General features: G+C 44.5%; 8 protein-coding genes and 1 pseudogene. 8 read left to right on the top strand and 1 reads right to left on the bottom strand.

Annotation, left to right across the window (positions count from 1 at the left end):
• The first annotated feature begins 2 nt into the window (after positions 1-2).
• The 8 genes and pseudogenes from EJP82_RS15820 (at position 3) to EJP82_RS15785 (ending at position 12008) form a co-directional block, all read left to right on the top strand.
• Entirely contained in the window at positions 3-3113 is a 3111-nt protein-coding gene (locus EJP82_RS15820) for an alpha-mannosidase (RefSeq protein WP_127193046.1), read from the top strand.
• Positions 3114-3140: 27 nt separating this feature from the next.
• Entirely contained in the window at positions 3141-4460 is a 1320-nt protein-coding gene (locus EJP82_RS15815) for a glycoside hydrolase family 125 protein (RefSeq protein WP_127193045.1), read from the top strand.
• A 70-nt stretch (positions 4461-4530) separates the two neighbouring features.
• The gene (locus tag EJP82_RS15810; RefSeq protein ID WP_127193044.1) at positions 4531-5523 is read left to right on the top strand and encodes a glycoside hydrolase family 130 protein; all 993 of its coding nucleotides are present in this window, start codon (positions 4531-4533) and stop codon (positions 5521-5523) included.
• Between the two features lie 116 nt (positions 5524-5639).
• Positions 5640-8446 (top strand): annotated as a pseudogene (locus tag EJP82_RS15805) (alpha-mannosidase).
• 102 nt (positions 8447-8548) lie between these two features.
• Positions 8549-10453: a beta-N-acetylhexosaminidase gene (locus EJP82_RS15800; RefSeq protein ID WP_127193043.1), complete on the top strand. Its 1905-nt coding sequence runs from the start codon at positions 8549-8551 to the stop codon at positions 10451-10453.
• Positions 10454-10629: 176 nt separating this feature from the next.
• On the top strand, positions 10630-11091 hold the full coding sequence (locus EJP82_RS15795) for a DUF5360 family protein (RefSeq protein ID WP_170220204.1): 462 nt from the start codon (positions 10630-10632) through the stop codon (positions 11089-11091).
• Complete coding sequence (locus tag EJP82_RS15790; RefSeq protein ID WP_127193042.1) at positions 11088-11657, top strand: TetR/AcrR family transcriptional regulator; 570 nt, start codon at positions 11088-11090, stop codon at positions 11655-11657. The genes EJP82_RS15795 and EJP82_RS15790 overlap by 4 nt, the downstream gene beginning before the upstream one ends.
• A 24-nt stretch (positions 11658-11681) precedes the next feature.
• On the top strand, positions 11682-12008 hold the full coding sequence (locus tag EJP82_RS15785) for a DMT family transporter (RefSeq protein WP_127193041.1): 327 nt from the start codon (positions 11682-11684) through the stop codon (positions 12006-12008).
• Between the two features lie 101 nt (positions 12009-12109).
• Here EJP82_RS15785 and EJP82_RS15780 read toward each other — a convergent pair whose 3' ends face one another.
• Complete coding sequence (locus tag EJP82_RS15780) at positions 12110-12967, bottom strand: sugar phosphate isomerase/epimerase family protein (protein ID WP_127193040.1); 858 nt, start codon at positions 12965-12967, stop codon at positions 12110-12112.
• Positions 12968-12979 lie beyond the last annotated feature (12 nt).

Here is a 12979-nt window from a genome sequence, read left to right as displayed (position 1 = left end):
AGATGGAACGGATCAAACGTTTTATTCGAGAGCTATCCGAGTCTCAATGGTTGGAACAGCGTGAATTTCGCGATTGGGAGATCATATCATCCACATATAAACTTCCTGGAGAGTACGATGACGTGGCACCTTACACGGCAGGGGGAGATTATGATCTTTTTCCAAGTAAGCAAGGAACAACATACTTTTTTCGTTCTCGCTTAGAGATTCCACAAGACTGGCTGAAATCCCATGTAGGCTTGATATTTAATTGTGGTGGCGAAGGAATACTTCGTATAAATGGAAATTCATATCAAGGGTTAGATCGCAATCATACATTTGTTACATTAGGTGCAGACGTTGTAGGACGGCCAATGGAGCTTGAAATTGAGATGTTTGACCCCATTCCTGAACCAGTGGACCCGTTAAATCAGCAGGCGGTTATTCAACCGCCAATACGGTCGATTCAAAGCTTAATTGTTAGCGTTAATCGTCCAATACAAAGTTTGATGTACACGGCAACTGTTATCCGTGATTCCGCAGTGTTATTGCCTGAGCAGGATTTCCGTCGGACTCGCTTGATTGAGGCATTATATATTGCCATGGATGAGTTTGTAGCACTTGATGAGGAAGCCATTCGTGAAGGTAGTCTCGTTAAGGATATAGAATTACGGTTGAAGAAGAAGACTGGGGAAATCGGCGGAAATGCCGAGGGTACGATCCACATGGTTGGGCAATCACATATCGATATCGCCTGGCTCTGGCCAGTACGAGAGACCGTTCGTAAGACGAGTCGGACTTTTTCAACGGTAGATGCACTCATGAATGAATTCCCTGAGTACCAGTATGCTCAGAGTCAACCTCAGTTGTTTGCTTACTTAAAGGATAACGATCCTGAACTTTATGAAAGAGTGAAGGACAGAATTAAAGAAGGTCGCTGGGAACTTGTTGGCGGGATGTGGGTTGAACCGGATTTGAACATTCCAAGCGGGGAATCTCTTATGCGCCAAATGCTGTACGGACAGAGATTCTATCAGGAAGAGTTCGGCATGACATCTGAGATCGAATGGTTGCCGGATACATTCGGCTACTGTGCATCTTTGCCACAGATTCTGAAGCATGGTGGAATTCAGTACTTCATGACGACGAAGCTCGGATGGAACGATACGAATGTATTCCCTTATGATCTGTTCCACTGGGTCGGGATTGATGGAACACCTATGTTGTCTTATCTAAATCATGGTGTTAATGAAAATACGCTACCGAAGGATGTCCATGACCATTGGCAGTCCTTCCGGGAGAAAGCTAAGCATAACGAGCAGATGTTACTATACGGACATGGAGACGGTGGCGGTGGTGCCACTCGCGAAATGTTGGAGTACATTAATCGTGGAGATCTAATGGTTGGTCAACCAGTCAGTAAATATAGTAATGCTGCGGAATTCTTCGCTGGCATTACGGCAGCCTCACCAGAGCTTCCTGAATGGCGGGGCGACTTGTATCTGGAATTACATCGAGGGACTTATACAACACATGGCCGTAATAAGCTGAACAACCGTAAGGCTGAGGTTCTATATCGGGAAGCTGAATTGTGGAACACACTTGCAGCGCCAGATATGAAACCGCAGCAAAAGCTTGAGGCAAGCCAGTCTTTACATGACGGTTGGAAACTTATTTTGCTCAACCAGTTCCACGATATTATTCCGGGCTCGGCGATAACAGAAACTTATGTAACGTCGATGAAGGAATATGCGGAAATTTTTGAACATGGAAATAAGGGTCTTGCTCAAGGGTTGGAGTTGCTAGCAGGACAGGTGAATACGGAGGGCGAAGGTACGCCTTATATCATATTCAACAGTCTTGGCTGGTCTCGTGACGCTGTCATTGAAATCGCTAGTGAGAATGAATTGACGGGACAAGCCGTTTATGACGGAGAAGGAACACGTCTCGGTATGGATATTACAACGAATGATGCGAACACGGCTTGGGTACGTGTACCTAACGTTCCAGCACTTGGTTATAAGACGATCTGGCTGAGAAATGAGAAAGATGCTGCTGTTCTTGTTCATTCTAATACAAAGCATGAGATTAGTTTGAGCAAAGAGTGGGAGACGGAATACTATCGTATTCGTTTCAATGATCTAGGTGAAATTGTTAGCCTGTTTGATAAAACAGCGAACAGAGAAACAATTAAGCCTGGAGAAAGTGCGAATAGATTACACTTCTTCCATGACCGTCCAACGCTTTGGGATGCTTGGGATATTGATACCCGGTATGAAGAGCAACCAGCTGGAGATGCTGAACTTCTAGAGATGAAACTTCTTAGTTCTGGAACTATTCGAGATGTGCTGCGTTTCCGTTGGAAGTTGAATCAATCGGAAATTACACAAGACATGATTCTATATCATCATGATGGGCGCATTGATTTCAAGACAAAGGTAAACTGGAATGAATCTCATAAATTGCTGAAGGTTGGCTTCCCAGTAGATGTGGTAACTGACAAAGCGACGTATGAAATTCCGTTTGGTGCGCTGGAACGTCCAACTCACCGTAATACTAGCTGGGAACAGGCGCAGTACGAGGTATGTGGTCACCGTTTTGCTGATGTATCCGAGCGCGGATATGGTGTCAGCTTGTTGAATGATTGCAAATACGGTTATGACATTCAAGGTAGTACCATTCGCCTGTCATTGCTACGTGCGCCGAAATGGCCAGATGTCACGGCTGATCTTGGCGAGCATGAGTTTACTTATTCGCTTTATCCTCATATGGAGGACTGGCGTCAAGCTCATACACTAAGAAAAGCAGCTGAACTGAACCATGCTCCAGTTGTTGTAGCAGCTCAGAATAAGCAAGGTTCACTGCCGAATATGCAATCTTTAATCCAGTTCTCGGGACAACATGTTATACTCGATACAGTTAAACCTTCTGAAGATGGAACGGGGAGTATCCTAAGATTCTACGAATCAGCAGGTGGTCGGGAAACTGTAGAACTAAATTGGCCTCAGGCGTGTACTGAAATCTTCCACTCCAATGCTTTGGAGCAAGAGATGGACGTGATAGATCATGTTGGTGGTCGGATTGAACTGCAATTCACGCCGTATGAGATTAAGACAATTAAAATTAACTACTAATATAAAATTTAAAGGAGCGAGACTACCATGGAACAATTCAGACTTCCAAAAATACCGATGCCTGAGCTTACACTACCGGTAGCAATACAAGAAGTACTGGCCGAAGCCGAGGAAAAGCTGGCTCATCGACCGAAACTATTACAGTTATTCAAAAACTGTTTTCCTAATACTTTAGAAACAACAACGAAACTGATGGATGATGGAACAACCTTTGTCATCACAGGGGATATCCCAGCTTCTTGGCTGCGTGACTCGGTAGAGCAAGTAATTCAATACGTGCCGTTTGCTAAGGAAGATAAGGATTTACAACGTATTATCAGTGGGCTTATTAAGCGTCATATTCAATATATTCATATTGATCCATATGCTAATGCATTCAACGAGTCTGCTAACGATTGGCATTGGAATACGACGGATGTTACTGAAATGTCGCCATGGGTATGGGAACGTAAATTTGAGATCGATTCTTTATGTTTCGTTATCCGTCTGGCCTACACATATTGGAAAGAAACTGAATTAACTGATATCTTCGACGCTGGATTCAAATCGGCTATGAAACGTATCATTGAGCTATTCAAAACCGAACAACATCATTTCGAGAAATCTCCTTATCGATTCACTCGGAATAACGGAATTCCTGAGGATTCATTGCGTAACAATGGCCTTGGAATGCCAGTCAATTACACCGGCATGATCTGGTCAGGTTTCCGCTCCAGTGACGATGCTTGCGATTTCCACTACAACATTCCAGGTAACATGTTTGCGGTTGTGGCACTTCGTCAAATGCAGGAATTTGCAGAATGGGTATTCCGTGATATGGAACTCCTAGCTGAGCTGAAGGAATTGGAATTTGAAGTGGATTACGGTATCAAGTTGTATGGTATTTATCGTCATCCTGAATTTGGACCTATCTATGCCTATGAAACAGATGGATTTGGCAACTACTGCTTGATGGATGACGCAGGTACACCTGGTTTGATGTCTATCCCGTACCTTGGTTACGTGAGTGCAGATGATGAAATTTATCAGAATACTAGACGTTTTGCGCTGAGCAAAGAGAACCCATTCTACTTTGAAGGTAAAATGGCTAAAGGTATCGGTAGTCCACATACACCAAAGAACTACATTTGGCACATGGCACTTTCGATGCAAGGAATTACAGCTCAGTCGGCTGAAGAAAAACTGGAAATGATCGCTATGCTAGAGAACACAGATGCGGATACAGGATTTATGCATGAAGGATTCCATGTAGATGATCCAACGATTTTCACCCGCAAATGGTTCGCATGGTCAAACAGTCTGTTCTCACAGCTTGTATATCGTGCGATGAAGGAAGGCATTCTCTAAGCCTGACTATAATAAGCAAATCCGGATGGACCTGAAATATAAATGCTTCTAATGAAAAGGAGAAATGAACATGAGCAAAATTATTGGAGAACAATTGTCAAACATTCCTTGGCAGGAGAAACCTGCCAACACTAACTCACCGGTATGGCGGTATTCCGCAAATCCGATTATCAATCGGGATGCTATTCCGAACTCTAACAGTGTATTCAACTCGGCTGTTGTTCCTTTTGAAGGTGGGTTTGCAGGCGTATTCCGTTGCGACTCGAAATCTGTCAGTATGGACATTTTCGCTGGTTTCAGTGACGATGGCGTGAACTGGAAAATCAATCACGAGCCGATCGTTTTTGAGGGAGACGAAGAAATAATTAAGCGCGAATACCGTTATGATCCACGGGTCATCAAAATTGAAGACCGCTACTATATTACGTGGTGCAATGGCTATCATGGCCCTACCATCGGGATCGCTTATACATTCGACTTTAAAACGTTCCACCAATTGGAAAATGCCTTTTTGCCTTACAACCGTAATGGTGTACTTTTCCCACGTAAAATCAATGATCATTATGCTATGGTCAGCCGTCCAAGTGACACGGGCCACACTCCTTTCGGAGACATTTTCTACAGTGTAAGCCCTGATCTTACTTTCTGGGGTAAACACCGTTATGTAATGGGTACAGTAGATGGGGACACTTCGGCTTGGCAGTCCAAGAAAATCGGTCCAGGCCCGGTTCCAATTGAAACTGATAAAGGTTGGTTGTTGATTTATCATGGGGTAATCAATACTTGTAACGGTTTTGTATACCGTATGGGTGTTGCTCTCTTGGATATTAATGAGCCATGGAAAGTTATTGCACGGTCACGTAACTACATTATGGGACCAGAAACCTTGTACGAATGCGTTGGAGATGTTCCGAATGTAACCTTCCCTTGCGCGGCTTTAACAGATGCTGAAACAGGACGAATTGCGATTTACTATGGCTGTGCAGATACAGTGACAGGCCTAGCCTTTACTACTGTTGATGAGTTGCTTGAGTACATGGAAAAGTTTCCTTTGGAAGCATAGTTTTTGATGAATTAGTACGATTAGTACGAATAGAAGAGCAAAGGGGATATCGGCCTAATGAGGCCGATATTTCCTTATGATAATAGGGTTTATTTGAAAGGGGAGTCATCTGGGTTATGGCTAACAAAAGAACCGCACATATCATTTCCCACACGCACTGGGATCGGGAATGGTATCTACCTTATGAGAAGCATCATGTCCGTCTAGTCCAGTTGGTGGATGCATTATTGGATAAATTAGATGGGGACTCGGAATTCAAGAGTTTCTATCTTGATGGACAGACAATCATCCTAGAAGATTACCTCCAAGTACGACCGGAGAACAAGGAACGTTTGGAGAAATATATTACTGAGGGACGTCTATTGATCGGCCCATGGTACATTCTGCAGGATGNGAGAACAAGGAACGTTTGGAGAAATATATTACTGAGGGACGTCTATTGATCGGCCCATGGTACATTCTGCAGGATGCATTCCTAACGAGTGGAGAAGCGAACGTACGTAACATGCAGATCGGGCACCAGGATTCTAAGCGTTACGGCGAGCCTTCCAAGATTGGCTATTTCCCGGATACGTTTGGTCTAGTGGGACAAACCCCGCAGTTGATGTTGCAATCCGGTATCACCAATGCGTTCTTCGGACGTGGTGTGAAACCAACTGGATTCAATAACATGGTATCGGACGGCGACTATGAGTCATCATTCTCCGAGTTGATTTGGGAAGGTCCAGATGGATCTAAAGTGCTCGGCATTTTGTTTGCTAACTGGTATTCTAATGGGAACGAAGTACCTACCGATGAAACAGAGGCCAAAGAATTTTGGGATAAGAAGCTGGCAGATGCAGAGAAATATGCTTCGACAGATCAACTTCTGTTCATGAATGGTTGCGACCATCAACCGTTGCAACTTGATCTACCGGAAGCTATCCGCAAAGCGAAGGAATTGTACCCGGATACGGAATTCATTCATTCGAACTTCCCGGATTATCTACGTGCGATTGAAAGTGCTAGCGATCGTGAATTGTCGTCGGTAAAAGGCGAGCTTCGCAGCCAACGTACCGATGGTTGGGGCACGCTTGTAAATACCGCGTCAGCTCGTGTCTACCTGAAGCAGATGAATCAGGAAGGACAAGCGATTCTAGAGAAGGTCGCTGAACCCCTTGCATCTATCGCTCATGTGTTGGGACAAGACTATCCGCATCATCTGTTTACGTACGCTTGGAAGACTTTGATGCAGAACCATCCACACGATAGTATTTGTGGTTGTAGCGTGGATGAAGTGCATCGTGAGATGGTTACACGCTTCGACAAGAGCCGCCATGTCGCTGAGAGTATCATCGATGACAGCAAACGTATCATTGCTGAGGCAGTGAACACTGCAGGCTTTGCTGAGTTTGGCGAAGACCCGCTACCACTACTCGTGATGAACACGACGGGATGGAGCCGTACGGGAACGGTATCGATCGAGTTGGATGCTGCCCGCTTGTATTTGCGTGAAGGTTTCACGCTTGAGGAGACTGCACAGCGGATGAAGGACGTTGATCTTTCCGGCCGTCTGTTGGTTGATGAGCAAGGAAATGTGCTGAATTGCACGGTGGAAGATTTAGGTCTTCTATTCGGTTACGACTTACCAGACGATAAATTCCGTCAGCCTTATATGTGTCGTAAGGTCAAACTGACGTTCCAAGCAGAGAACGTTCCAGCTATTGGCTTACGCACGTATGCATGGGTACGGAAAGCAGGAGCTCCAGCTCAAAGTGATTCTTTATTCACGGGAGACCGTACAATGGAGAATGCTACGTTGAAAGTGAATGTTGAGGGCGACGGTTCATTCACACTCACAGACAAAACAACAGGCCGCATCTACAGTGATCTAGGGGTATATGAGAATACTGGAGATATTGGTAACGAATATATGTACAGACAACCAGATGGTGAGAAGACGTTGACGACGAAGGGACTTACTGCAGGGATCTCCGTGCTGGAAGATACACCTTATCGCGCTTCGGTAGAAGTTACCCATGAGTGGGAAATTCCTGCATCAGCAGATGATAAATTAGATGAAGAACAACGGGCACTGGTATATTACCCAGAGCGTACTGCACAGCGGAGCAGCCGTACTGTGATCATGAAGATCCGAACTGTCATTTCCTTGGAGCAAGGTGGAAAAGGCGTACAGATCGAGACGAAGCTGGATAACCAAGCGAAGGATCACCGCGTTCGGGCGCTGTTCCCTACGGATCTAGAAGCTTCAGTACATCAAGTTGATTCGATGTTTGAGGTTGTGGAGCGGGATAATGTGCCTGCACCAGAATGGCAGAACCCTAGCAACACGCAGCACCAACAAGCTTTCGTCGACGTAAGCGATGGAACTGCGGGGCTAACCGTTGCGAACCTGGGTCTGAACGAGTATGAAGTACTACGTGACGGACGTAATACGATCGCGATCACATTGCTTCGCAGTGTGGGAGAACTAGGCGATTGGGGATTGTTCCCTACACCAGAAGCACAATGCCTAGGTGAACATACTGTCCATATGGAGCTTATTCCACACACTGGAGACGGTATGACTTCCGGCGCTTACGCTGAAGCATATCAATTCCAAGTTCTTTGGACTGTATGCCAAAGCGACGTTCATGAGGGGCCGATTGCTCCAGCATATACTCCATTTAAATGGGAAAGTGCTGAGCTTGCCTTCTCTTCGATGAAGATGAATGAAGAGAGTGGAGATCTCATGTTACGTTGGTACAACATGAGCAAAGAACAAACGGAGCTTACCTTAAGTACAGATATTCCTTGTGAACACTTCTACAAAACAACGATCTTGGAAGAGGTGATGCTGCCTCTAACTAAGAATGCCGTAGGTGGTTTATCTATGGTGGTTGGTCCATGTGAGATTGTGACGACAGGTCTTCGTCTATATTAAGTAACTAAAAGGGGGGGGCTTTTTAAGTCATTTTGGATGACAAGGGGAGCCCCCTATTATTCATAATAAGAGAGGGCAATTAGACTAGAGGAGGTAGAGAAAGTGAAGATACATTTAAACGGCGTGACCCAAGAGATATCGCAAGGCGTAGCTCAGTTGGCTGATATGCTTGGGTTACAACTTCACAATGAAGGTTTGACCATCGACGTAATTCAAGAGGAAGGACCCCTGAAGGTTTCACTAAGCGAAGGTCAGGGACGTATCCAATATCAGAATAAGATTCATTTCTACCGTGCGCTTGGACTATTTGTCGAGCATGCGAAAGAAGGCGGTTCATTTGAGGTAACGGAACAGCCGAGATTTGATTTCAATGGGACGATGCTAGATGTATCACGCAACGGAGTTATGACAACGGATACAATTAAGCAATTTATTCGCTATATGGCAGTCATGGGGCTAAACGGTTTGATGATGTATACCGAGGATACTTATGAGGTTGAGGAGTTGCCATACTTCGGCTACATGCGAGGCCGTTACACAGTTGAAGAATTACGGGATTGTGACGATTATGCTGATATGTTTGGTATTGAAATGATTCCATGCATACAAACGCTAGGTCACCTGCCTCATGCATTGAAATGGGATTATGCCAGTCAGATCAAGGATCATAACGATATCTTGCTCCCGAGTGAGCCCAAAACCTATGAATTTATTGAGCAGATGATCGGTACAGCGGCAAAGACGTTCCGTTCGAAACGAATTCATATCGGTATGGATGAAGCATTCCAAGTTGGATTAGGACGGTATTTACGTGAGCACGGTTTCCGTGACCGCTTTGAAATTATGAATGAACACGTAAGCAAGGTTCTAGAAATCACAAATAAATATGAGCTGCATCCGATGATTTGGAGCGACATGTATTTCAATCTGCTCGCGAATGATTATCAGGGACATTTATATAACCCTAATGCTAATTTTTCGGACGAGAATATGGACAAAATCCCTGAAGGTGTTCAGTTTGTATATTGGGATTATGGTAAAGGTGACGAAGCAAGTTACGAGAAAATATATGATATGCACCTGAAATTTGGCTCGCTGCCGATCTTTGCAGGTGGAATTCATATGTGGAATTCTATCGTGCCAAATTACGGTAAGACATGGACTATAAGTCATCCGGCGCTTCGAGCTGCTAAGAACAAAGGACTGAAGGAAGTCTTTTCGACTGCTTGGGGTGACAATGGAAATGAAACGAATCATCTTGTCATTTTAGCTGGACTCCAGTTGTTTGCAGAACATGGGTATGGAGATGATGTGGATGACGAGCATCTAGCCAAACGTCTGAAGGCTTGTACGGGCTTAGATTTATTTGAACCGCTGGTATCGCTTAAGTATATGGACGAAGTTCCAGGTGTGGATGAAGGCAACCACTGGATGGCAAACACTTCTAAATTCCTGCTATGGCAGGATTTAATGATAGGGTTGTTCGATGGGCATATTGGGGCTGAGACTGAGAGCATGTTGCCGGGATATTATGCTGAGATGGAGAAGAAATGGTGCAGATGCAAAGAGACTATGCCAACTCCTTTCCATGAGTTATTCGCATGCTATGAGAAACTAGCTGCTGTATTATCGGTGAAATCGACGCTGGGTGTACGTATCAAACGTCATTATGATGCCAAGCAATTGGGAGAATTGACCTCGATCGTCAGTGACGAATTACCGAAGTTAATCTCTTTAGTTGAAGAGCTTCGCTTGGCAAATCGCAAAATGTGGATGCTCACCTACAAAGCCTTTGGCTGGGAAGTGCTTGATATCCGTTACGGTGGATTGAAGGCTCGGATCCAATCTGCCGGAGATCGAATTCTGGACTATGTAGAAGGTCGTGTCTCTACGCTAGAAGAATTGGATGCAGAGCGTCTGATCTTTGACCAGAGCGGTGTGCCAACGGCACCGCTTAATGTGAATGCAACTTATCAGTCAATTGTAACTGCGAACGCACTGGTCTAAAAATAAACAAGTTCAAGAAGGTTACCCATCATGAGGGTAACCTTCTTTTACATTTCATGAGATGGGAGATAGTTCCCTTTTCTTTGACACATAGAGAAGAATCTGATACGCTGGAAAACAAATAAACAAAAATGTTTTCCGTGTTTTCTGATAACTATTCAATTGGAGGCGGCTAAATGAGCAGAACTTTAAAGAGATTTATGCTCTTAACGGATGTCGGCTTTATCATCTATTGGGGAATCACCTTTCTTGGTTGGATTCCTAAAGAGTATTTATATCAGGATTACAGTAATCCATTGCTGGTTGCTTGGAATGTGTCTTTCCTTCCGCTTGATTTATTCATCTCGGCTACAGGTTTGACAGCCTTGTATCTATGCGCGAAGAGCAATGACAATCCTGCGTGGAAGTCACTCGCCTTAATATCCTTGGTTCTGACGTTCTGTTCAGGGCTGCAAGCCATTGCCTTCTGGAGCATCCGTGGAGACTTTGATCTCTTCTGGTGGATCCCTAATTTATTTCTGTTGCTGTATCCATTATTCTTTATACCGAGGTTTATTCATTCGGAAAGAGGGGCTACACTACCAAGAGGTATAAGAACACATACGGATAGCATGAAGGAGACGAAGTTTAAATTATGAGAGAACGTATACTTCAGGCTGTCGCCGCCGAGGTGGATTATCGCGGGTTGAAGTTTTCGATCCGGGATATCACTTCAAGACTGGGAATCAGTTCGAAGACATTATATCAGCAGTTTGAATCCAAGGAATCGCTGGTCTTGGCACTAGTCAAGCAATCTATTGGAGAAATGCGGGCAACTGAAGCTACAATTAGAGAAGACGAATCCCTACCTACCCTAGAAAAATTGAAGCAAGCCCTGATCATATTGCCCGGTGGAATTGCGATGAAAGATGTACGTTTGCTAGATGAACTCCGTAACGGATATCCGGAAGCTTGGAGATATGCCGATGAATATATGAGGGAAGGCTGGATCGGTATTCGGGCATTGGTAGATGAAGGGGTAGAGCAGGGTGTTCTTAAGGAGTTTAATTTTGACCTATTTGTACAAATGTATATTGGCTCCATGTATCGGTTGATCGAATATCAGGTATCCCGGGCTGGGGAAATGACTCTTATAGAAGGTATTACACAAGTCGTAGACATTCTGCTTGAAGGGATTTGTAGTGATAAGAGTGACCATAAATAAAGTATTTAGAAGGTAGTGGTGGGAATGGCATACTTGTGGCTTGCAATAGCTATCGTATTTGAAGTATTGGGGACGACGTTCATGAAGCTGTCGGAGGGATATACGAGACTGTGGCCTTCTATTGGTATGGCTATGTTCTATATCTTGAGTTTCAGTTCACTAGGCATATCACTTAAAAATTTAAATGTAGGCACAGCATATGCGATATGGTCGGGTATGGGTACAGTATTGATCGTGTTAATCGGCATGATCTTCTTTAAAGAAGATCTCACGTGGATGAAGGCCATCTGCCTAATGTTGATTATTGCCGGGGTAATTGGTCTAAATTTGTCGGGCAGTGCTCATGCATAAGGAGAATAACGTACTAACAGGACTGTACAGGTGGATAATGAATAGAGAAAAAGGGCTTACTTAAGATCAACGTGATCTTAGTTAGCCCTTTTGTAATAAAATTAAACTTCGCTCCAAATACGTTTCACGTTATCCAGTGCAATTTTAGTTCCTTTTGTACATTCTTCCATACCTTCATACTCGATGGATAGATATCCATCGTAACCGGACTGCTTCACAATGCGGAGGATTTCCCATAAATCAAGATCCCCTTGTCCGCTGATCGCACCACGAAGGAAGTTTCCGCTAGCACTTGGGAACCAGCCATCTCCTGGATTGCGGTGTGCAGGACGAATATAGAAATCCTTAATATGCACCATCGAAGCGAACGGAATGTTCTTCTTCACTGCAGATATAGGATCTTCATCCACGCAGACGAAGTTGCCGACATCAAGTGTCGTCTTGAAGTTTGGACGATTAACGGCGTGGAGCAAAGCTTGCACGCGGTCGCTGGCTTGAACATAATATCCGTGGTTCTCCACGCTTGTGATAATACCGTATTGTTTAGCATGGTCAGCAATTCTCTGGCAAGCTACAGCGATTCGTTCCAGATCCTCATTGAAATTCACAATGGAGGTATCTGGGCGGGAAGCTACGTCATGACGCATCAATTTTGCTCCAAGGCGGTTGGCACGATCTACTTCGCTAATAACACGAGCTATTTCTGCTTCATAAGCCTCTTCAGAGTCAGTGATGAAGTTGGCTCCAATCGCATAATTGGAAACGTCAATGCCCACTGCTGCAGCTTTCTCACGGATCTGATCCTCCAACTCAGGATTACCTTCGAAGTCGAATCCAAACGGCACGATTTCAATATGCTCGCCGCCATTTTCAGCTACCCACTCTATGGCCTCAAGAATGTTCATGTTACCTGCGGCCATAGCCTGATACAAACTATAAGAACTTACTCCTAATTTCATGATTATCTCTCC

This window comes from Paenibacillus anaericanus (genome assembly GCF_003994475.1).
GTDB lineage: Bacteria > Bacillota > Bacilli > Paenibacillales > Paenibacillaceae > Fontibacillus > Fontibacillus anaericanus.
This window is presented reverse-complemented; position numbering and strand designations above follow the sequence as displayed.

Coding starts and splice junctions, on each gene's coding strand:
- EJP82_RS15820 (WP_127193046.1), top strand. CDS start 3: ATGGAACGGATCAAACGTTTTATTCGAGAGCTATCCGAGTCTCAATGG.
- EJP82_RS15815 (WP_127193045.1), top strand. CDS start 3,141: ATGGAACAATTCAGACTTCCAAAAATACCGATGCCTGAGCTTACACTA.
- EJP82_RS15810 (WP_127193044.1), top strand. CDS start 4,531: ATGAGCAAAATTATTGGAGAACAATTGTCAAACATTCCTTGGCAGGAG.
- EJP82_RS15795 (WP_170220204.1), top strand. CDS start 10,630: ATGAGCAGAACTTTAAAGAGATTTATGCTCTTAACGGATGTCGGCTTT.
- EJP82_RS15790 (WP_127193042.1), top strand. CDS start 11,088: ATGAGAGAACGTATACTTCAGGCTGTCGCCGCCGAGGTGGATTATCGC.
- EJP82_RS15785 (WP_127193041.1), top strand. CDS start 11,682: ATGGCATACTTGTGGCTTGCAATAGCTATCGTATTTGAAGTATTGGGG.
- EJP82_RS15780 (WP_127193040.1), bottom strand. CDS start 12,967: ATGAAATTAGGAGTAAGTTCTTATAGTTTGTATCAGGCTATGGCCGCA.